This is a genomic window from Nocardia sputi (genome assembly GCF_023501985.1).
The window spans coordinates 66119-88245 of the sequence record NZ_JAMFLC010000025.1 but is presented as its reverse complement, the minus strand read 5'-3'; the positions used below and the strand labels follow the sequence as shown (position 1 = coordinate 88245).

Below are 22127 nucleotides of genomic sequence, written 5' to 3'. Positions count from 1 at the left end.
AGAATTCGGAATCCGCTTCCCACCCTTTGAGCCACCTCGTGATGGTGAATCCACTCTCGAACCATCCGTGACGTATTCCGGGACAGACAAGAATCGGGTCCGAAACGGGTACCGGGTCTTGTTCAGCCCGAATGACGCGACTCATCGCTGCTGCAACGTCTTTCGTGCAATCATTCGGTGATCGAGTCGCGGCGGCGTCGGCCGCGATCACTTCGACACCGATGGGGGCGGGAGTGCGTTCTTTTCTTCGCGTTTCGCTGCGGCCGCTGTTCGTGATACTCGTTATGGTGGCGGTGCTACCCGCCTGCGGCAGCCACCGCAACTTCGGCACGGCGACCAGCGCAGGCCAAGGCTTCGCGATTCTCAGCACCGATTCCGGTCTCGCCATCACCGATGGCATCGGCGCTCGGACATTGACGTCTTTCGCTCCCAAAGACGGGAACTGGAACGGCGCAGCTGCCGCCTGGCGCGACCGCGGCACTGCGTTCGTGGTGTTCGGCAACGTGATCGGCATCGTCGACGCAACGGGTGAGCGCCGTACCGCACCCTGCATGGACTGCCGCGGCGTCGCGCTCGCGGGCGACATCGCGATCACCGCGCGAGCGAACTACCGGGCCGGGGACGGCTTCGACCTGGTCGAATTCGACGGCAGCCTCGGCGAGATCCGTTCCACACCGTCGACTCGACTGAACGAACGCTGGCTCGGCATACGCACCGACGAGGACTCCCGGCCGCCGGACGTGCTGGCGGCGACGGACGAGCACATCTACCTGACCTACGCCTCACGGCTCGGCGGTGCGCGCCGGGGACCTCAGGTCGTCGCGCGATATTCCCGCGCCGGGCAGTTGCTGAGCTACTTGATGATCGACGGAAAAACCTTCGACGCCGAGGTCTCGCCCGACCAGCGCTATCTGGCGCTCACCGCGGGCGGATCCGGCGGAGCCTGTATCACCATCGCCCATCTTCGCGTGGTCGATCTCGCGGAGATGCGCGAACTGGACACCTACCCCGATCGCCCATTGGCCCGCATGACGTCCTCGGGCACGTTGTCCGATCCGTGGTTCTACATCGACAGTCTGCGCTGGGCCGACGGCAAGGTCGTGGTCACCGGCCAGGTGCACGCACCACCGCGCGACGAGACGTGCGATCCGGCACCGCAGTCCTGGATCCGTACGTACGACGTCCGGACCCAAACGTTCGCAGACGCACTCGCCGAATCCGACCGCGCGTCGCAGGTGATCGGACCGACGTGCGGCGACACGATCGGCTACACGGGCGCCGACGACAAGCGGTCGGTTGTCGTGGTCTCCGGCGGCGTCCGTAAAGAGTTCCCCAAGTCCGCGGTGCTGGCCGCCACCTCCGGGCGTCTGTCGTGCTGAACGAAACGCCCACGCCGACAGACGAATCACGACCGCGGTTCGACGCGTTCATCTCCTATCGAGCGCAGACCTCGAGCAAGGCCGCGCACCAGTTGCAGCGCGCGCTCGTCGCCTTGTCGAAACGGCATCGTCCCGACGGCGATCTCATTTCTTTGTTCTTGGACACCCAGTCCCTCATCGCGGGCAAGCTCAGCGGGGAGATCAAGAACGCGCTGAAGAATTCCCGCTGCCTGATCGTCCTACTCGGTCCGGACACTTACAAGTCTCCGTGGGTGGATCTCGAGATCCGGCATTGGCTGGACAACGGGGGCGACGTGTCCCGCCTGTTCCTCGTGCGGCACGACCCGTCGGTAGATCTGAAGTGGGATGACGCGCGCAACGATTTCGCCGAACCACGATTCCTGCCGTCGGCGCTGGCGAAGCGGTTCCCCGAGGAGCAGAAGTGGGTCGAATTGCAGAGTTCTCTGACGGGAACCGACGAGACCGCGCTGGTGGGCTTGTACGCACCGATCGCGGGGATACGTCCCGAGGACCTGCTGCTCGCCGAGGCGAACTTCCAGCAGCGCCGCCAGCGACAGACGAGGGCGATCGTGTCGGCGCTGAGTATTCTGCTGGTGATGGCGCTCGTCGCGGCCACCATGGCGTTCTCCAATTGGCGTAGCTCCGAGAGCAATCGTGCGCGCGCGGACCGAGAGGCCGTGCAGGCCAGAGCAGAAGCGAACGCGGCGCAAGCGCTGCTCGCCGCCGGGGACTCCGCAGCACGCGGCATCCGGCTGGGCGTCGAAGCCGCGCAACTCTCCTCGAGCACCAGCGTCCGAGCCGCATTGCTCGCCGTCGCGGATTCCAGTGCCGTACTGCAGCACGCGTTCGAGTTCCCGCGTGCGGACGCCGGCTATCCCGGCACGGGTGTCGCCTTCTCACACGACGGTTCGCACCTTTTCGCCTGGGGGCATGCTCCGGACGACGACGATTCGTATCTGGTCCAGTGGGACCTGGAGACCGGGCGGCAACTGTTCGCGACGCGGCTGCGTGTACCGAACCTCAGTGGGATCGCCTCGGTCGGATCCCGCTGGGCCGCCGGTTGTAGCGACGCGGGTCCACTGATCATCTCGTTGGCCACCCGGGAGGCCCGAAGGCTGGACCCCACCTGGTCGCATTCCTGGTCGTGCACACTGCACACGTTCGCCGGTGGCCTCCTCGTCACCACGCAGGAGAAGGGCGGATCGCAAGGCATTTCGTATTTCGCCAACCATGGGGGCGAAACGACCGAACTGGCGGGCATGCCCAGCGTCGCCGTACGGCCCGAGGATCCGGCGGCCGTCGTCGCTGGTGCGGGCGGCATCGCCGTAGTGCGCGCCGACGGCGTGCATCGGCTCGGCGATCAGCCGGTGCGCACGGTTGATGTGCTGGACAACTCGGGCGGTTTCGCCGTTCGCGCGGACGATCGGCGCTGGCTCCTCGGGCGCCCCGACCAGGACGGATACCAACTCACCGAAGTGAGGGCGAGCCCGGAAGCGGTCGACTCCGCACCAAGGCTCACCCTGTCCGGACTCACCGGTGAACTCGCCGAAGTAGCGGCGGACGGCACGGTGTCCATGCCCGGCACCCCCGGTTCTGTCCGCATCGAGAGCCGGGCGCGCGAGGAGCGGTTCTTCCACTCCACACGGATCCGGCCTGTCGAGCACGGTTTCGTCGTCGTATTCCGCGATGGCGCCTCGGTTGTCTGGCCGCCCGGCGAAGTGTCGTACCCGCCGCTGGTCAAAGACATGCCTCGCGACACCTGGCGGGCGCTGCCCTCAGGGTGGAGCCAGAGCGCGGGCCGAGCCGGGGAAGATGCCGTCCTCGGCGCCTGCGCGAACGGTGAACAGGTATACCTCACCGGCGGCACGCAATCCACGGCCGTCTGGGCCGTGGACGCCAACCGCCTCGCACGCAGGTTCAACGGTTTCGCCACCTCCGGTCTGGCCTGCGGTGTCGTCTCCGTCGACGAGGGGCTCCGATTCTCCGCCCACGGCGATGGCGCGGCCGGAAATACTGTTCTCCGAAAAAGCTCGGCATACGACGGGCTCGCGCTGAGCACCGACGAGTCGAAAATCGCGGTCGTTCAAGCCGAGTTGCCGATCGAAGTGCTCTCGAGTAAGGGCGCCTCCAACCAACCCTGGGGGATGCGGCAGATGCCCCTGCCCGAGACGACGACCGCGCTGGGCGCGCTCCGCGTGATCAAAGGATACGACCATGTGCGGATAGTGCGGCCCGACGGCAAGGTACAGAACTGGCGCGACGAGAAGGCGGGCACTGTGCTCGCCGTGCACCCCGCGGGCAAGGAGATTCTCGCCGATTTCCTCGGGCCGGGAACCCGTGCGATCCTGATCACCGAGACCGGAAAAATCGGCGACGCCGACAACTTCTGCGCCGTGCGACCTGCGAAGTACGTTCCGGCTCCGGGTTTCCAGACATCCAAGAAGTCGGCCCGACAGGCGCTGCTGGTAGCCGCGGGGCCACGTGGCACGATCGACTGCCACAGCGGAAAACTCGTGGACGCGATCCCGCCCGACCGAGTCGTCGACTACGGCATCGACGACGACCGCGGCCGCATCCTCTGGCGCGACGAAGCAGGACGACTGCAGATCACCGGATGGGACGGCGATTCCTCCGACGTCCGCACCACGCCCGCACCCGTGGAGGTCAGCAGGCCGGGCGCGCGCGTCTCGGTGTCGGACTCGCTGATCGCGGGAATCGCCGAAGGCGAGGGGCTGCTGCGCATCTACCGGTCCGCCTCCGGCGGCTGGCAACAGCAGACGACTATTCCCGTGACAGTGCAACGTATCGTCGGCCTCGCCCTGGCCGATCACGGCACCCTCGCAGTCGTGGTGGCCGAGGATTCGACCTTCGAGATCTTCGACATCGCGACCGGTCGCCGCCTCATGGCCAGTCGCCAATCAATAGACACCACCATGCATCCGCAAAGAATCGCGCTGTACGAATCGGATGGCTTCATCACCATCCTGCTGTATCGAAAGGATGAGTTGACTTCGCAGCGCGCCGTCGAGATCCCGATCACGGTTCCGCTGCTGATCGACCAGCTGTGTACCGCGTACTCGGCGCCTGCTTGCTCCGGTGCTGGAGGGTGAGGATGAACTCCGACATAGACGTCTTCCTGTCCTACGCGCGCAAGGCGGATGAGGACATCGCTCCCGCACTGCAACAAGGCCTGGAGACGCCCGGCCAAACCATGGAGCAGCGCCCCGCGGGTATTCCGCGACCGTACCGAGCCCTCCGCCCGCACGATCTGACCAGCTTTCGCCGACCTCGTGAGTCTTGTTCGCGCCACCGCAACGGGCGTCAGTCGCGGTATATCGCTACGTGAGCGCCGGCGGCGGTTCCGATGCTGAAAGGACCTGCACACGAGGCCGCGCCATGACCTGATGGACTGAACGAACCGCTCCATGAGCCGCTGTAAGGACCGAAGGCCATTCGAATCCCTCTCGGTGGAGATCGCTCCAAGCGTGGTCCGGCGACTTTCGGTTTCCTGCACGAGGTTGTTACGACGGACCGACTCGCCGACTACCGCGATCAGGGCCGGACCGGTCGCAGCGCAGGATGTGGGTCCAGACCGTTGCCCGGCGGACGGGCAACGGGACGTTGCGGGTCGGTTGCCTTGCCTGCCGACGAGTAGCGTTGACTCGCAGACGATTTCGATGACAAGTTGCCTCCGTGGAGGGATGATGGAGTCTCGTTGGATAGACAGATCATCCGGTGAGATCCGGGTCCAGGGAGGGTTTCTGTCGTGGGCAAAGTCAGCACCAAAGGGGAATGGACGCGTGTCAGCGTCGACGAGACACAGTTCGAAGGTCTGAGAAAACCTGGCGTCGCATCCAGCAGCGGCATCAGATCCAGCATCAGGTGGGGCAGCGCGCAGGACAGCGAGAAGAGCGGTTATGACTTCACGGGTCTCACCGACGTCGATGCCCGCCTGGACGGCAAGGATTTCAATCTCGGCATCTTCGCGCACTACAACCGCCGAATCCACCTCGAGCACACGCAGTTCTGGGTGTACCTGAAGGTCACGGTGGACTTCCAGGACGAGGGGTTCGACCACACCTTCACACTGCGTTTCCGCCATAACGAGACGGCCAACCAGCCTGGCGACGTGTCCGACGTGGTCAAACTGCCCGTAGTCCACGAGAACGACATCGTGTACATCGACGACACCGAATACAAGGTGTCGATCACGGGTTTCTTGGATCAGACCGGGCAGGTGATCCCGCAGTTCCAGAATCCCGAGGGCAGAACCAAAAGAGTCTGGCTCGTTGCCCGGTTCGAGCCGACGGATGAGCCGGGCTCCTGACCCCAGCACCGATCCCGCCGACGCAGGACCTCACCGCCGTGCGGCGAAAACAGGCACGGCGGTCCGGCTCAGCAGGGGCTACGAGCGCGTGAACCGGCCCGCCATTCTCGCGCGCAGCGACCGGACACGGGTAGCCGAGCACCCGACCGGAGTTCGGATGCACAGCCCAGCGCCCGCGGCGCGCGCTCCGGGCCGGTAATCGAGGCGACGGCGTCCCGCGGGCGGCTCGAATGCTACTGTGACCGAGCGCTGGTTGCCGCTCGTCCCCCGGACGGGCGGCTCGTAAGAGGGAATCCGGTGGGAATCCGGAGCTGCCCCGCAGCGGTATGTGGAAACGACCGCGGTCATCAGCACTGGGCTCCGAGCCCGGGAAGCGACCGCCAGTAGGCGAGGCCGAAGGTTCCGGTGTCACGTCCACGAGCCCGAAGACCTGCCCGCGTGGCCGAGCCGATGGCGCGGCCTTCTGTCGACTCCGAGGGAGCGGTTGACGAGGTATGGGTCCTGTGGTGCTCGCCTGCCCGCGCACATCCGATTTCGAGACGGTGTGGGTAGAGCTGGACCGATGAGAAGTGTCGAGAGGCGCCGGCTGTCGGTCGCCGTGCTGGTCCCCAGCCTGATCACGGCGCTGGCAGTGGCCTGCGTGCTCGCTCTGGCGCTGGGCGCGGCTCATATCCCCTGGCGTGACACGGTCTGGTTCCTCTGGGCCGAACTCACCGGCGGGACGGTGGTCGCCGCCGACGTCGCCAACTATCGGATCGTCGTCGATTCCCGGCTGCCCCGCGTACTCTTGGCGGCCCTGGTCGGAGCCGGTCTCGGCGGGGTCGGACTGCTCGTACAGGCTATGGTCCGCAACGCGCTCGCCGACCCATACGTCCTCGGGATCTCCTCGGGTGCGTCGGTGGGCGCTACCGCAGTCGTACTCTTCGGGGTCTTCGGCGCGCTCGGTATCTACGCGCTGTCGACCGCCGCCTTCGCCGGGGCGCTGGGCGCCACGGTGCTCGTCTATCTGATGGCGCGTTCGGCCTCTGGGCTGGTGCCGCTGCGCCTGGTGCTCACCGGTACCGCCCTCGGCTACGGCTTCTCCGCGGCGACGACGGTGCTGGTATTCCTTGCCCCGCACGGGGATGCCGCCCGTTCCGTGATGTTCTGGCTGCTCGGGAGTCTGGCCGGGACAACCTGGCGAATGGTGCCACTGGTCGCCGGGGTTGCGGCGATCGGACTGGCGGTCATCGCCGTGTACGCGCGACACCTCGACGCACTGTCGATGGGAGACGAGGTCGGCGCCGCTCTCGGGATGAACGCCTCCCGGTTCCGGCTGCTCCTGTTCGTCGTCTCCGCCGCGATGACGGGATGTTTCGTTGCGGTTTGCGGGGCGATCGGCTTCGTCGGACTGGTGGTTCCGCATATCGCCAGACTGCTGGTGGGCGCTGGCCACCGGCGCCTCACCATCGTGACACCGCTACTGGGCGCCGTGTTCCTGGTGACCGCGGACCTGTTGGCGCGGACACTCTTACCACCGCAGGAGTTACCCCTGGGCGCGATCACCGCGGCGGTGGGGGTTCCCGTGTTCGTTCTGTTGATGCGACGCCGCGGCGCACTGGTGGAGCACGGCTGATGCGGGTCGACTACGAGAATGTCACGGTCGAGTTCGACGGCACGACGGTCGTCGAGGCGGTGACCTTGGCCGCCGCGCCAGGAGAGTTCATCGGCATCGTGGGCCCGAACGGCAGCGGTAAGTCCACCCTGCTGCGTTGCCTCTACCGCGCACTGTCGCCGACGACGGGACGAGTCCTGGTCGGCCGTACGGATATCGCGGCGATCAGCATGCGCGAGAACGCCCGTCAGGTAGCGGCGCTCACCCAGGATACGACTACTCCGTTCGACTTCACCGCCGCCGAGGTCGTCGCCACCGGACGACTACCGCATACCGCGCTGCTGCGGGGCACGCACCGACGCGACCGGGGGATCTGTTCCGCGGCGATGGCGACGGCCGATATCGGGCATCTCGCGTCGCGCGGATTCCTGTCGCTGTCGGGCGGTGAGCGCCAGCGTGTTCTGATCGCGCGGGCGCTTGCCCAGCAGCCGCGCGTTCTGGTCCTGGACGAGCCGACCAATCACCTCGATGTCCATCACCAGTACAGCGTTCTGTCCGCGGCGCGAGATCTGGGCATCACCGTGGTGGCGGCGCTGCACGACCTCAATCTGGCCGCCCAGCACTGCGACCGGATCTTCGTCCTGCACGCGGGCCGGCTCGTGTGTTCGGGCCCCCCGAACGAGGTGATCACCACCGAGGTGATCACCCGTTGGTTCTCGATCGGCGGCCATATCGTCAGCCACCCCCGGCTGGGCGTCCCGCAGATCATCTTCGACCAGAAGGAACGATAGATGAGGTCATCCCCGGTGATCACGGCAATTGCTGTCGCGTGCGTACTCGTCACGGCAGCTTGCGGCGCCGAGGTGCAGCAGGCCCCGAGGAACGTGAGCGGCGAGTCGGTGACGGTCACCAACTGCGGCGCTCCGCTCACCGTCGACGGTGTCCCCGAGCGGGTGATCACCAACGACACGGGGATCACCGAGATGATGTTGGCCCTCGGTTTGGCCGATCGGCTGGTCGGCTACACCAGCTACCCCGGTAAGGAACGCGACATCGCCACCTCACCGTGGCAGGCCGACTTCGAACGCGTGCCGCCGCTCGGTGACGCCTTCACCCGCGAAGTCGTCCAGGCCGCCGCCCCCGATTTCGTCTTCGCCGGCTGGAACTACGGATTCAAGGAGTCCACGGGTATGACCCCGGGATGGGTGCGGTCGATCGGGGCGGTGCCGTACCAGTTGACCGAGGCATGCCGACAGCCCGGAACGAATCGCCGCGGGGTTATGGAACCGCTCGACGCCCTGTACACAGACCTGACCAACCTGGGCGAGATCTTCGATGTGCGCGAGAAGGCGGGCGAACTGGTCTCCCGATACCAGGAACAGGTCGCCGTAGCCGCCGACAGTGCACCGGCCGGACAGCAACCGGTCCGGGTCTTCCTGTTCGACAGCGCGACACCGGAACCGTTCACCTCGGGCCGTACCGCCGCACCGTCGCAGATCATCCGCGAAGCGGGTGGCGCCAATATCTTCGACGATTTGAACGATTCGTGGACCACGACCTCGTGGGAGGCCGCGGCACAGCGGGATCCGCAGGCGATCGTGATCGTCGACTACGGCGCGGGCCCGGAGAACTCGGTGCAAGCGAAGATCGAGCAATTGCGCGCCCATCCGCTGATGGCCGGAACAGCGGCTGTCCGCGAGAACAACATCATCGCGTTGCCCTACGCCGCGTTGGTCGAAAGTCCACGCAACCCCCAGGCCGTCGTCACAATAGCCGGGTTCCTCCGTTCCAAAGGATACTGAGCATCGCTGATCACTTGTACCCGGCAGCGGCGTACAGCTTTCCGGGCGGAATTCTCCGATCGGACGTGATGATCACGCCGCAACCGATGAACATCGTGCAGGTTGCGTCATCGAAATCGATCCTGCCGTCACCGCCGCTGGATTCGGCTGAGCCCTGATCACCTCGGTGCTGACCGAGATCGGGCCGGTCCACATCGAGGCACCCCGAGACACGAACTCGTCGTTCGATCCGGTGATGCCGCTGGGCGAGCGGTCGCCGCGAGAGGTGCCGGGCGCAGAGCATCCTTGATTAGCTAACTGCATGCTGTACTGGAGCAACGCCCATAATGCAGACGGTGAAATCCCGCTGATCGGCTGAGACACACGGCAGAATGCGGCTATGCGCACATTTGCTAGATTGTTGCAGGCCACTGTCGCCGGAGCGCTGGTCGTGGTAGCCGGTCATGGAGTCGCGCCCGCGCCTGCCGCGAGCGAGACCCATATTCAATTACCCTGGCCGACCCCTGAGCCGGAGGCAGTGCAGGCGTCGGGAGCAGCGCTGGCAGAGGGAATCACCGGCACGGTGCTGTGGTCGCGACAGCCGAACATCCCGGTCCCGATAGCCAGTATCACCAAGGTGATGACGGCACTGGTAGTGATCAACTCCGGCGACCTCGACCGGGGCATTACCGTGCCGCAGGAGATCATCGCCTACTGCACCAAGTACGACGGAAGCAACGCGGGCCTGGTCCCCGGTGAAGTGCTCACCGCGCGACAACTCCTGTACGCGATGCTGCTGCCGTCCGGCTGCGACGCCGCCTATACCCTTGCCGAGGCCTACGGGCCCGGCCAAGACGGCTTCCTCGCCAGAATGAACGACACCGCGCGTCACATGCGCTTGGCAGGGACACATTTCACCGACCCCAGCGGGCTGCCCGCCCCCACCGACCACTCCACCTACTCCACACCAGCGGACCTGGTGGCCCTCGGCCTGCGCGCGATGAGCACGCCAGTGTTCCGAGAGATCGTCGGGTCGAAGAGCTATCACCTGCCCGCAGGCCCGAACAACCGGGCACACCTCTGGCAGACCACGAATCTGCTGCTGCGCGACTATCCCGGCACCATCGGCATCAAAACCGGATACACCGACGCGGCGGGAACCTGCCTGCTGTTCGAAACGGTCAGGGCGGGAATACCGCTGATCGGTGTAGTCCTGCACAGCTCACCCGACAGCGACGTCGCCGCCAAGAACGACGCCGAGCGCATGCTGAACTGGGCGTACGACCCGATCCTGAGCCTGCTGCCGATCGATTGACACCGAACGCGGCAGACCGGCCAACCGCACCGCACACCAGAATGATTCGCCGCGACAAATACGACCGGGTGGCGCCACGAGGGACCCGCACGCCACGAGCACCTGGGTGATCGAAATTCGCAATCAGATGTCACCCAGGTTCTCGATCTGAATCAACCCGAGGGTGTGCCTGGCCATGATCACCGCCTGGCGCGAGTCCGCGGTGTTCGAATCAGGCCAGATAGGCGGCGATGCCGTCGAGCAGCTTGCCGAGGCCGAACTCGAACACGCCCCCGGCGACGGCACGCGTACCAGGGTCGCCGCCTGCTCCTGCAGTCAGAATGGCCATCAGTGCCGGGTACCGCTCGGGCTGCCCGTAGCGCTGGACCATCTCCGGGTCGAGTATGGGGCCGACGTACCCCGCTGCCCCGCGGCCCAGCGCCGGGTCGATCTCCAGGCGCGCAACACCGCTGACGAAAGCGTTGACGGAGAAGACTACATCGCCGATGGCCTCCGGTGGCAGCGCGGTATCGAGGAGAGCGCTCATCGCGGCCTCTCCCCATGCGGCCTCATTCGGGCCCATCCAGCGATTGCTCGCACCGACCGCCAATATCCAAGGGTGGCGTAGATACATCTCACGGGTTCGGCGCGCCCAGTGTTCGAGAGCTGCCCGCCAGTCACCCATGGGCAGGTCGAGCCGTTCGGCCATGGCTGTATCGAGCATGAGGGCGACGAGGTCGTCCTTGCTCGGCACATGCCGGTACAGCGACATGGTGGCCGAGCCGAGTTCGGTGGCGACCCGTTGCATCGACAGCGCGCCGATCCCGTCCGCGTCCGCGATGGCGATGGCCGCCTCGACGATGCGATCCAGGGTCAACGCCGGCCGTCGGCCGCGGCCGGAACGTTCAGTGCCCGACCACAGCAGTCGCGCCACGCGCGGTAGTTCCTCGGCCACTTCGCTCCTCACGCCTTCATATTGCGTATGCACTACGCTATTGCGTATAAACTACGCAATAGTATCGTCCTCGCGATCTACGGGTGGTCCACTATGGCAATACCGACTAGTCCTCCGAAATCACCTGCGCCGAAACCACATCGGCGATCATGGTGGCAGCGCCCCTGGATGGGGCCGCTGCTGGTACTGACGTTCGCCTTCGTCGCTTTCTCCCTGCCGCCATATCTGACGCTGGATCCGACCCGGTCGCGGGTCCCCGACCCGGGATTCGCGCCGCACTACCCACTGCTCGTCGTGCACGTAGTGTGTGGGTCGATCGCCATCCTCGTTTGCGGATTCCAGGTCTGGCCGTGGTTTCGGCGCAAGCATCCCGTTTCACATCGGCGGTTGGGTCGCTGGTACGTCATCGCCGGTGTGCTACCCGCAGGGCTCGCCGGACTGGTGATCGGTGCGACCAGCCCCTTCGGTCCGGTCGCCCGGGTCAGCAACGTCATGCTTGCGACGTTGTGGCTCATCACCACCCTCACCGGCTGGCGCATGGCCCGGCGCCGCCGATTCGCCGAGCATCGCCGCTGGATGATCCGCAGCTTCGCGCTCACCCTGTCCATCATGCTCAACCGGGTACTCGGTGTAGCGCTGCTGCTCATCCTGAGTCCCCAGCTGAACAGCACCTTTCATGGCGACGAGGAGCTACTCACGCAGACGATCGCAGGCATCGGCACTTGGCTCGGTTGGACGCTGTCACTGCTGACCGCCGAATGGTGGATCGAACGCGGACAGCGGGTGCAGAAGACCCGACCCGCGCCCGAAAGAGCTCGAGCCATGTGAATTGCCGCGACGAACACGTCCGCAAGCTGGTTTCGGAGCTCCGGCCGGTTATCTGATCATGCGCGGGAGTGGCTGTCCTACAGGAGCTCTCACAATGCGGCGTTCTGGCGCTGTGCCGAATGGGCGGGTAAAGTGATCGTTGTACTCTAGCTCGAGCACCCCCGATGCGGCGGCACCCCACACAGCAGGAGGAACAGGATGTTCGTCTCCGAAGACCTGATCGCAGCCGGTGGACAGCCAGGTTGGAAGTCGATGGCCCGCAACTCGCAGAGCCGGTCATGACGAGCCCCGATGTGGCCGTGGTGCGCCCCTTGCGGCCGGATAAGCGGGCTTCCATCTTGCGGGGAGCACGTACGGTGTTCTGCCGCGACGGCTACACCCGCGCCTCCATCGACGCCATCGCAGGCGAGTCCGCGGTGTCGACGCGCACTATCTATAAGCACTTCGCCGATAAGAAGCAGCTGTTCACCGCGGTGATTGTCGATAGTGCCGCGCATGCCCGTACCAGTCGATGTGCTGCGATCGATCACCATCTGGGCAACGTCGGGGATGTCGAGGCGGACCTGATCGCACTCGGCCGCGCCTTCGTCGTCGGTGGCGACGAGGATCATTTCGCGCTCGTCCGCCAAATCCGCGCCGAGGCAGACCATATCCCGGGCGAGATACTCGATGCCTGGCTCGACACCGGCCCTCGGCCGGTCCATGCCGCGCTGGCCCGGAGGTTCTCCGCGCTCGCCGCACGGGGGCTGCTCGAACTCGACGACCCCGAACGCGCAGCCGTCCACTTCGTTCTACTAGCCGCGGGTGAGGCCAACAACCGGACCTTCTGGGGCGCCATAGATGCCGAACCCGGGGACATCGACGCCAGCGTGACCGCAGGCGTCCAAGCCTTCCTTCGCGCCTATCGACCCGGTCCCAGTTGCTGAACCATTCGATCAAGCCGATCGCCGATGTCGTCGACGGCACGGAAGGACTCGATCATGTCCCCTGTGCAACTGGATTCCGCCACGGTGCTGCTGACCGGCGCCACCGGCGGTCTCGGGCACGCGGTAGCGCGTGAACTCGCCGTCCACGGCTGTGATCTCGTGCTGACCGGCCGCCGCGCCGAAGCGTTGGCCGCGCTCGCCGCCGAGCTCGACGCGACCGTGATTCCCGCGGATCTATCGGAGCCAGACGAACTGTCACGCCTGCTCGCCCAGGCTGGGCCGGTGGATGTTCTCATCGCCAATGCCGGTCTACCGGCAGGAGGCCACATACTGGACTTCGCCGCCGCCGATCTCGACCGCGTCCTCGATGTCAATCTGCGTGCGCCGATTCTGCTCGCCCGCGATCTCGCCGAGCGAATGCGCATGCGGGGCGCGGGACACATCGTCTTCATGGGGTCGGTCGCCGGCCTGCTGCCCGCACCGCGGGTCAGCCTCTACAACGCCACCAAATTCGGCCTTCGCGGCTTCGCCCTCGCCCTGCGGCACGATCTTCGCGATGCCGAGATCGGCGTGTCCATCATCGAGCCCGGGTTCGTCCGAGATGCGGGGATGTTCGCCGATAGCGGCAGTCGACTCCCACCCGGAATGCGCACGGTCACGCCCGAGCAAGTCGCCCGCGCTGTTATCCGGGCCGTCCAGGAGGACATCGACGAAATCGTCGTCGCTCCCATCGAAACACGCATACTCGCCACTGTCGGATGCATCGCGCCCGGGCTGGTAGCACCCATCCATCGCCTCATAGATTCCGAACGCCTCGGAAACGACCTCGGTAGCCGATTGCATCACAAGGCTTGATCCATACCCTGCATGGACCCAACCCGTTTCATTTCCATGGCATACGACGCACCGGATAACTGTCGGCTGCGGAGTACGCCGACGCGACGACGGCCACCTGGTGCGGCGCCGGGCCGGGGCGCCGCGGACCAGATGGCCGCTGGATCGATCGCCGCCAACCCGACGGGCGATCGATCCGAGAACGCACGAGCGGCGATCGGTGGGTGTGCCACCGATCGCCGGTCGTTCTCATGGATTCATCATCACGACAGCGAGTTAGGCAGATCGGTAATGGTGGCGCGGCGCTGGTAGGCGATCCAGGCGAAGATCGCGGCGAGCACCAGCGGGAAGATCGCCATCGAGGGCTTGTCGGCGATGAAAGCCTGCGTCCCGGCGGCGAGCACGGTGAGAACGGACAGACCCGCGGCGGCCAGGGCGCACAGCCGTGGCACCATCAGCCCGATACCGCCGGCGATCTCCACGACTCCGATGAATATGAGCAGCCCGAGGGGGATGGTCAGATTCTCGGGGGCGTTTTCTGTCAGGGTGTTCGGTATAACGAGCTTCGGTCCGCCGGAGGCGATGATGAAGAACAGGCCGAGCAGGATCTGCAGAGTCCACAGGACGCGGTTGCGGATCTTGCCGGGACGGTCGGTGACGTCGTCGGAGAAGGTGGCGGAGTTGGCGGTGGTCATTTCTGGTCCTTCTGGTCGGTCGCGCCGGGTTGGTAGCACGTTCAACAGATAGGACGGAGCACCGTCGGAGGACTCATCGCTGTCCGCGAGGATTTATTCGGAACCGCTGAACGGTCCCCGGCTCGATCCGGGAGATCCCTATCACCCAGACGCTGCGCTGATCCGCGCACGAGCCGCACGACCTTACCTACCGATGTGGGTGGGGCCATTCGCTATCCTCGGTCGACACACTGGTCGGTGCCGGTGGCTAACCAAACTCGGCCGACAGAGAGCCTGCCTGGCTGGAGCAGAACGAATGGCCGCCACCGATGACCGGCCCAGGGTGAGGCTGGTCACCCACTGCCGCCGCTGACTGCTGTCGCCGCAATCGGTCGCCCAAGGGATCGGACCGGCCTGCGCGATCGGTGAACGTGCCGAACTTCGCGCCGCCGCATCACAGCATCCGCATGAGCTGACCCTGTTCACCGTCGCCGCGTGAGGTCATCTCAATCCGCCCTACCCGTCTACGGATGAGGACACTGCATCGAGTCTCGCGACGGCGCGGGCCTGGCTCCGGTGCTCACTGGTCACCCACTGAGGCAGAATGCGAGCGTGAGCGACGCAATCAACAATGGGATCAGACATCAGCTCGGCCAGCGGTTCGTGGTGCCGACGGGTGCGGTGTCCTGCATCGGCTAGTAGCTTGATGTCGGAGCGGGAAGTGCCAGGACGGGAATCCTTGCCAGAGCCCGGCGGGAAGAGTTCGACGCGATGGAACGGATACGCAGGAAGCTGGAAGAAGGCATGAACGCTGTCGAGACCCCGGGGTCAGGAGACGGCACGTCGAAGGTCACCCGGCTGCCGCGTCGCCCGCGGCGTGTGACGGAAGAGGCCGGCGAGCGTCCTCACAAGACCTGGCGTTCGGAAGGCGGCTCCGTCTATGACCCTGCACCGACCAAGCCTGTTCTGCGATCGGAACTGCAGCGGGAGACCGGGTGGTGGCCGGTCCACCCTGGCGCGGTGCACCGCGCCGTCCCCGAGGACGATCCGGGCAGTGCCGAGCCAGATGAGAATGTCGTCGATCTCGACGCGTTGCGGCGGAAACGAGCCGGTGGCGATGCTCCGGCCGTCGGAATCCGGCGCATGGCCAAACCGCGCCGAATCGGGAATAGTGCAGGCGCGAGATCAAGCACCGAAGGTGAACCCGACAGTGTTCGCAGCGGTGATCCCGATCCCCCACGGGTGGATGGACCTGCTATGCCACACTGACTCTGACTCTCCGCAAGACCGTCCCCCCGATACTCACACATGATCACGATGCCGTATACGAGTGCGCCCATACCGAATCCGAGACGGACGCGGCGGCTGAACCTGTTCGTGCCGAGGGCTGTTGCCGTGAAAAGGTCACCGTGACGAGTGCACCGATGAGTGGAAAGGCAACTGTTTCTGCGCCCGGATGGCCGAAGCTCCGCCGACCGGGCCCCAGGCATCCACCTTCAGCTCTCACAGGTTTCCGCAAGCGACACCGCCCCGCACCGTACGTGTAACGAAACAAGCTGTGTAGCAATAGTGTTGGGCATGGCAACCGTAGGCCGGTTGGGTAGGCTGCACAACTACCGGACAGTGATCGGAAGGGCCACGGATGACCAGATACGCGCATTATGTCGGCAGCCTGCCCGCGGAACTGATGACCGGCGATCGCGCCGTGCTGCAATGGTTCGCCGACCGGAGCGAGGACCGGCCCGTCACCGCGGTGCCCTGTGACCTCGACCCGGACTGGATCCTCGAGTATCTGATCGGGCGCGGGAAACATGACGTCTTCGAAGTCGTCCACTCGGGTGACTACACCGACTACAGCGACTTCCCCAGCTATGGCCTGCGTTCCGGCCGCACGTTGGAGCCGCGACATGTGTCGATGGACCGGGTAGGGCGGATCGGTGAAGTCGTCTCCGCTTTCGAATCGATGCAGCGTGACCGACCGGAACTGGCCGCGACGAAAGTTCAGATAAGCCAGCCGAACCCGCTGGACCTCGCCTTGTTCGTATTCGCGGGCGCGGCCGTGTCCGCCGGGTTGCCCGTCGGGAAGGCTCTGCGGCGCTCCAATCTCGTCGTCGACGCGCTCCGTCATCTGCCGGTGTTCACCGAAGCGGTGCTGCAAGAGATGACCGAAGTCATCGAACGGCACGGCGAGCATGTTCTCTGGCAACTGGAGTCGCCCATCGCGCTGTTGAGCATGGTCAAAGCCGAGCAAATGCATGCGCAGTGGTCACTCGGCTGGCTCGTCGCGCGGCAGCTCGCCAGCTTCCTCGGCCGGATGCACCAGATCGGGGCGGATACCATCGTGCACCTGTGTTACGGCGACTACCAGCACAAAAGCCTGTTGAGCCCGCGCACGCTGGCACCGGCGGTTAAGCTGCTCAATCAGACCGCGCGACTATCTAGCAAACAGGGGACGCCACTGCCCCCCGTGCACATTCCGTGCGCATACGGCGCCGAACCGGCACCGCTGGACCCCCGCTTCTACGCACCCTTGCGCAAGCTCGACCCCGCCTGGCGGTTGATCGCCGGTGTCGTTTCGCCGGACTCCGCCGAGAACAGCGCCGGCGCGCTTGCTCTCTTCGAGAAGGCCGCGGCGAGGACCGCTTACGGTGTCGCCACCGCATGTGGGCTCGGCCGTTGCAGTGTCGACTCCGCGCACAAGGCAGCCGCGACCACCGTCGCGATAGCCGACACCGACGACATGCATCGCTAGAAGTTGCTCGAATAGGATGCAGCGGAACGCATTGGATAGCCCGTCCGCTTCCGGCAGCGATCAGTCCAGCGCATCCGAGCTCCGAAGCCTTGCGCGAGGCCGGTATTCGACGCCCGTCCATCGCAACTTCTGACCATCGCGATGGTGGGGCGAGCGATGGAAGCCGTCCCACGTGCACCATAGGCCCCGGCTGACAACGGTTTTCACGTTCCATACCGCATGCCCCGACCTCCTTTGCTACAGTAAATATCGTGTTCCGCTCCGGTCTGGCTAACCGGCGGCAACACTTACTCCGGGTTTGCCTACGGCCGTGGCCCCCGGAGTCGGTCCAGTTCCCGACGCGGGCGCATTATCCGTTCTCAGCAGTTCCAGGGAGTTTGCTATGGGGTACAATCCGCATGTTCTGGTAATAGGTGGAGGCCCTGCCGGTTCGACCACGGCAGCCCTGCTCGCGCGAGCCGGCATTCGCGTAACCCTTCTGGAAAAGGAGAGCTTCCCGCGGTATCACATCGGGGAGTCCCTTCTGGCGTCGTGCTTGTCGACACTGCGCCTTTCCGGCGCCTATGACGAGGTCGCCGCGCACGGTTTCCAGGTGAAGCGGGGCGGAGTCTTTCTGTGGCAGAACGATACCTGGCTATTGGACTGGTCCAGGCTCGTGGACGCGGACGCTTGGTCATGGCAGGTCGACCGCGCGGCATTCGACGACATCCTGCTGCGCAACGCGGCAAAACAGGGCGCCGAGGTAATCGAGCAGGCCACCGTGACAAACGTGCTGTTCGACGGCGACCGCCCGACAGCCGTCGAATGGACCGGGCCCGATGACGACCAGACCCGCACAACCGAATTCGATTTTCTCGTCGACGCATCCGGTCGAGCGGGTTTGCTGGCCAAGCGGCACTTCGATATGCGCAAGCAGCACAAGGCATTCCGAAACACCGCGATCTGGTCCTACTGGACCGGCGCCCGCCTGCATCCGGACAGCCCGGAAGGCGCGATCAACGTCGTATCCACCCCCGAGGGTGGCTGGATCTGGCACATCCCTTTGTCGGACGGCCGTTTCAGCGTGGGCTATGTGATTTCCAAGCGCCAGTTCGTTGCGAAGCGGCGTGAACACGAATCACTGGAGTCGTACTACCTCGATGTCATCGGAGGCAGTGCCCAGCTCAGCGAGTTGCTCGAGGGAGCCCAGCAGGTCGACAGCGTCCGGGCGGAGCAAGACTACTCCTACGTCGCCGATCGCTTCTGCGGTCCGGGTTACGCCATTGTCGGTGACGCGGCGTGCTTCCTCGATCCGTTGTTGTCCACCGGCGTGCATTTGGCGACCTACGGAGCGCTGACCGCATCCGCGGCCATTGCGACCACCTTGCGGGGGGAAATGAGCGAGTCCGAGGCACTCGGATTCTTCGACTACACCTATCGCCGAGCGTACTGGCGCTTCCTGATCCTGGTTTCGCGAATGTACGAGCAGTACGTCGGGTCCGAAGAATATTTCACACATGCCAGCAGCCTCACCGAGGCGCACGATGGCGACACCCCGCAGGAGTCGTTCACCAGGATCATCGCCGGACTCACCGATGTCGACGAGTCGGCGGGAGAACAGCAACGCACCGATACCGACACCATCGTCACCGAGGCCGAACATCTCGACGACGAGGCAGCCGCGGTGAACATCAAATACATGGGCCATTTGGATATGTCTCCGGTGTGGAATATCTGGCGCGATCCGCTCGGGGCCGACACCGTCATGGGTGAGGTGCGTATCACGACCGAACCGGTACTCGGATTGACCAGCAAACCCCGCACCGCCGCGGAGCAGGAGGCCATAGCTCGCCCATTCACTCCACCGAAGGACACCGACGTCACCCCGGTTTAGTCCCGGCTCTCGACACGGATCTCCAGTGATAATCACTGCGCGGAGCCGACGATTGTGACGATCATTCGATCCCTCCCCGAACCACCGGGCGATGCAACGGCCGGTGGTTCGGGCTTCCGGACCAACAGGGCCGAGATCGGACGGTTCGGCCATCCGCTCACCAGGATGCTGCTGGCCAGCGACGGCTCCACGATGCCGGTCCTCGAGGCGATACTCAGGACGGACCTCCAGGTTCATGTGATCCGTCAAGACGCTATGGCGGCCAGTAGGCTGCCCACCACCGTCACCGATGTATTGCAGGTGTCCGGGACCGACCGCGTCATCGTCCGCCGCTCGCGCCTGATCGACTCCGACATGGTGGCCGTATCCGCCAACCATGTCGTGATCGTCCCTGGGCCCGCGGCTGCCTACGGAGTTGGCGATGTCCGCACGCCGATCGGTTACGCCCTGATTTCTCGTGGAATACCCCAGCGGCGTCACATACTACGGGCGGGCTTGACGAGATGGCCGGACGGCCGCCTCTGTGCAGCGAAGGCATACGTCATCGTGACGGCCGATCGGCCGCTCTGCTACATACGAGAATCATTCAACCCCAACGTGATCCCACCCGACCACTCCTACACCACCGACAGCGATCTGCGGTGGGCCGACGAGCCGGAACGCGTGGAATCCGAACCTACCGACCTCCGGCAGCGCGACTAGCGGCTCACTCCGGCTCTGCCACAGGGCTCCCCTGGCCCGGCAGAGTCGATCCTCGGCGCAACGTGGTCAGCGCGCGAGTCGCCCGGTGCTGGACGGCAGGTAGCGGAAGGCTGTAGTAGCTTCGAACCCGTCAACGACAAGAGGACTGATGAATCAAGGTACCGCCGTGGTGTTTTCATGGTTCTGACCCAGCACAGCGCTCAGTGCCGTCGCGGTCTGCCGTGGGCTACTCGAAACAGTACCGGTCGGCCGCCGACACACCGGCGCACGAACAGTCGCCTACGACGGAACCCTGGAGCGGTCTGGTGGGGCACGGCGCCAGACCTGGCACCCGGCACACTCTGACCTTCCTCGTTACACCTCATCGAGGCACGAGTCCGCGCTCATCGATCACTCTCGTCGAAATCCTGTCCATCATCTGGAGTCACGTCTTTGACCACACCACAGTTCCCGACATCCGCACCGCATACCGCATCGACCGGAACGTGCCCCGTCCAGCACGGCTCCGCCGGCAGCGATGACCGCCGAGTTCCGCTGTATACCCCGCAGTTCGTCGCCGACCCGCATCGCGCTTACCGCCAGATGCGTCGTCAGTACGGTTCGCTCGTTCCCGTCGAGCTGGCACCGGGTGTGCCCGCGACGTTGGTGATCGCGTATCGGACGGCGGTGCGGATCCTCAACGACCCGGATCACTTTCCCGCTGATCCACGAACCTGGCAGAAAACCATTCCGGACAACTCTCCGGTCCGGCCGATGATGGAGTGGTACCCGGCAGCGCGATACAACACCGGAGACGCACATATCCGCTATCGGCAGGCATCCGTCTCGAGCATCGACGGGATCGACACCCACGGGCTGCGTCCCACTGTCGAGAAACTCGCCATCCCGCTGATCAACACCTTCTGCGAGGCCGGTTCCGCCGACCTGGTGTCCCAATACGCTTTTCCCCTCGTCCTCGGGATCCTCAACGACATGGTCGGCTGCCCCACCGAGATCGGGCAGCGGGTCGCGACCGGCATGGCCGCGCGCTTCGATACGGTCAACCCCGCCCAGGGCATGAAGATGGTCAAAGAGGCCCTGATGGAGCTGATACAGCTCAAACGGCGCCAGCCCGGCGACGACGCCACCTCGCGGCTGGCACATCATCCGGCCGACCTCAACGACGTGGAGATCTTCGCCCAACTGATGAGCTTCTACGGCGCGGGCTTCGAAGCGCAGCGCAACCTGATCACCAACACCCTGCTGCTGATGATCACCGACGACCGGTTCCGCTTCGGCGACGTCCTCGGCCGAAACCTGTCCACCACCGACGCCCTCGACGAGGTCCTGTTCAACGACCCGCCGATGGCGAACTTCTGCACCACCTACCCGCGGCAGCCGATCATGATCGACGATGTCTGGCTGCCGGCAGACCAGCCGGTCGTCATCAGTCTCGCCGCGTGCAACAACGACCCCGACATCCACGGGACCGACGAGCCCGGCAGCAGCCGCATCGGCAATCGCTCGCATCTGGCATGGAGTACCGGCCCGCACGCCTGCCCTGCTAAATCCATCGCCTACCCGACTGTCCAGAACGCTATCGACCAACTGCTCGACGCCCTCCCCGAAATGGAACTCGCGGTGCCTGCCGACCAGCTGGTCTGGCGGCCGGGTCCGTTCCACCGCGCGATGACGGCAATGCCGGTCGTTTTCCCGAAGTCCCCGCCGCTGACCTATGTGTAGCAAGTGTCGAACCGCATGGTTGGCATGGAGTGCGCGCTCGAGCACCTGTACAAGAGTGCGTCAAGGCCAGGTGGGGCGTGGTGAGTGAGTCACATTCGCATCTGTTCGACGACAAGTTCGGCAAGTTCCAGCGGTGGCAAGTTAGTCCGTGGGGTCGGCTGCGGTATACAACCGCAGCCGTCAACCTGACCGCCCATCTACCCGCTGGCGCGCTGGAGATCCTCGACGCGGGCGGCGGCAACGGCCTCGACGCGCTCGAACTCGCCGCCCAGGGCCATCACGTCACGATCGCCGGCACCTCCGACCGGTCCCTCGCCGAAGCACGCGCCGCGGCCAAGCACCGTGGCTTGGAAGATCATGTCACCACCCGGCGCACACGACCTGGACACCCTCGGTCACGCGTTCTCTGCGGCACCGGGACGGCCCCGGTGCCGGACCGATGAGTAGAACCGGGCAGGCTCACGT

The 22127-nt window shown here is 65.2% G+C and carries 19 protein-coding genes and 1 riboswitch; of the genes, 17 read left to right on the top strand and 2 right to left on the bottom strand.

Features of this window, described 5'->3' with window-relative positions; translation table 11 throughout:
- The first annotated feature begins 287 nt into the window (after window positions 1-287).
- The 8 genes from M8859_RS29530 (at window position 288) to M8859_RS29495 (ending at window position 10417) form a co-directional block, all read left to right on the top strand.
- Window positions 288-1379: a hypothetical protein gene (locus tag M8859_RS29530; protein ID WP_249645157.1), complete on the top strand. Its 1092-nt coding sequence runs from the start codon at window positions 288-290 to the stop codon at window positions 1377-1379.
- Complete coding sequence (locus M8859_RS29525) at window positions 1373-4510, top strand: TIR domain-containing protein (protein WP_249645156.1); 3138 nt, start codon at window positions 1373-1375, stop codon at window positions 4508-4510. The genes M8859_RS29530 and M8859_RS29525 overlap by 7 nt, the downstream gene beginning before the upstream one ends.
- Window positions 4511-4512: 2 nt before the next feature.
- Entirely contained in the window at window positions 4513-4746 is a 234-nt protein-coding gene (locus M8859_RS29520; protein ID WP_249645155.1) for a hypothetical protein, read from the top strand.
- A gap of 420 nt (window positions 4747-5166) precedes the next feature.
- Window positions 5167-5727, top strand: a complete 561-nt coding sequence (locus tag M8859_RS29515) for a choice-of-anchor K domain-containing protein (RefSeq protein WP_249645154.1) — start codon at window positions 5167-5169, stop codon at window positions 5725-5727.
- Between the two features lie 233 nt (window positions 5728-5960).
- Window positions 5961-6179: riboswitch (cobalamin riboswitch) on the top strand.
- Window positions 6180-6289: 110 nt separating this feature from the next.
- Window positions 6290-7342 (top strand): FecCD family ABC transporter permease, encoded by a 1053-nt coding sequence (locus tag M8859_RS29510; RefSeq protein WP_249645153.1) that lies wholly within the window; start codon window positions 6290-6292, stop codon window positions 7340-7342.
- Complete coding sequence (locus M8859_RS29505; RefSeq protein WP_249645152.1) at window positions 7342-8112, top strand: ABC transporter ATP-binding protein; 771 nt, start codon at window positions 7342-7344, stop codon at window positions 8110-8112. The genes M8859_RS29510 and M8859_RS29505 overlap by 1 nt, the downstream gene beginning before the upstream one ends.
- Window positions 8113-9123 (top strand): ABC transporter substrate-binding protein, encoded by a 1011-nt coding sequence (locus tag M8859_RS29500; protein ID WP_195070853.1) that lies wholly within the window; start codon window positions 8113-8115, stop codon window positions 9121-9123.
- Between the two features lie 379 nt (window positions 9124-9502).
- Window positions 9503-10417 carry a D-alanyl-D-alanine carboxypeptidase family protein gene (locus M8859_RS29495; RefSeq protein ID WP_195139716.1) on the top strand — a complete coding sequence of 305 codons (915 nt, stop codon included), beginning with the start codon at window positions 9503-9505 and terminating at the stop codon, window positions 10415-10417.
- A 211-nt stretch (window positions 10418-10628) separates the two neighbouring features.
- Here M8859_RS29495 and M8859_RS29490 read toward each other — a convergent pair whose 3' ends face one another.
- Window positions 10629-11363 carry a TetR/AcrR family transcriptional regulator gene (locus M8859_RS29490; protein ID WP_195070850.1) on the bottom strand — a complete coding sequence of 245 codons (735 nt, stop codon included), beginning with the start codon at window positions 11361-11363 and terminating at the stop codon, window positions 10629-10631.
- A gap of 156 nt (window positions 11364-11519) precedes the next feature.
- Between M8859_RS29490 and M8859_RS29485 the strand changes: the two genes are divergently transcribed.
- The 3 genes from M8859_RS29485 to M8859_RS29475 all read left to right on the top strand — a co-directional run bounded on the left by M8859_RS29485 (window position 11520) and on the right by M8859_RS29475 (window position 13960).
- The gene (locus M8859_RS29485; protein WP_249645151.1) at window positions 11520-12179 is read left to right on the top strand and encodes a DUF2306 domain-containing protein; all 660 of its coding nucleotides are present in this window, start codon (window positions 11520-11522) and stop codon (window positions 12177-12179) included.
- Window positions 12180-12472: 293 nt separating this feature from the next.
- Window positions 12473-13105 carry a TetR/AcrR family transcriptional regulator gene (locus M8859_RS29480; protein WP_249645150.1) on the top strand — a complete coding sequence of 211 codons (633 nt, stop codon included), beginning with the start codon at window positions 12473-12475 and terminating at the stop codon, window positions 13103-13105.
- A gap of 54 nt (window positions 13106-13159) precedes the next feature.
- Complete coding sequence (locus M8859_RS29475) at window positions 13160-13960, top strand: SDR family NAD(P)-dependent oxidoreductase (RefSeq protein ID WP_159926956.1); 801 nt, start codon at window positions 13160-13162, stop codon at window positions 13958-13960.
- A gap of 242 nt (window positions 13961-14202) precedes the next feature.
- Here the strand turns inward: M8859_RS29475 and M8859_RS29470 are convergent, their stop codons facing one another.
- A complete protein-coding gene (locus tag M8859_RS29470) occupies window positions 14203-14634 on the bottom strand; it encodes a DoxX family protein (protein WP_159926958.1) in 432 nt (143 codons plus the stop codon).
- 750 nt (window positions 14635-15384) lie between these two features.
- Here M8859_RS29470 and M8859_RS29465 point away from each other — a divergent pair.
- The 6 genes from M8859_RS29465 to M8859_RS29440 all read left to right on the top strand — a co-directional run bounded on the left by M8859_RS29465 (window position 15385) and on the right by M8859_RS29440 (window position 22105).
- Complete coding sequence (locus M8859_RS29465; protein ID WP_159926960.1) at window positions 15385-15882, top strand: hypothetical protein; 498 nt, start codon at window positions 15385-15387, stop codon at window positions 15880-15882.
- A gap of 373 nt (window positions 15883-16255) precedes the next feature.
- The gene (locus M8859_RS29460; protein WP_159926962.1) at window positions 16256-17365 is read left to right on the top strand and encodes a hypothetical protein; all 1110 of its coding nucleotides are present in this window, start codon (window positions 16256-16258) and stop codon (window positions 17363-17365) included.
- Window positions 17366-17747: 382 nt separating this feature from the next.
- Complete coding sequence (locus M8859_RS29455; RefSeq protein ID WP_159926964.1) at window positions 17748-19238, top strand: NAD(P)/FAD-dependent oxidoreductase; 1491 nt, start codon at window positions 17748-17750, stop codon at window positions 19236-19238.
- A gap of 54 nt (window positions 19239-19292) precedes the next feature.
- The gene (locus tag M8859_RS29450) at window positions 19293-19940 is read left to right on the top strand and encodes a hypothetical protein (protein ID WP_159926966.1); all 648 of its coding nucleotides are present in this window, start codon (window positions 19293-19295) and stop codon (window positions 19938-19940) included.
- Between the two features lie 432 nt (window positions 19941-20372).
- The gene (locus M8859_RS29445; protein WP_195070846.1) at window positions 20373-21662 is read left to right on the top strand and encodes a cytochrome P450 family protein; all 1290 of its coding nucleotides are present in this window, start codon (window positions 20373-20375) and stop codon (window positions 21660-21662) included.
- An 80-nt stretch (window positions 21663-21742) separates the two neighbouring features.
- Window positions 21743-22105, top strand: a complete 363-nt coding sequence (locus M8859_RS29440) for a class I SAM-dependent methyltransferase (RefSeq protein WP_159926970.1) — start codon at window positions 21743-21745, stop codon at window positions 22103-22105.
- Window positions 22106-22127 lie beyond the last annotated feature (22 nt).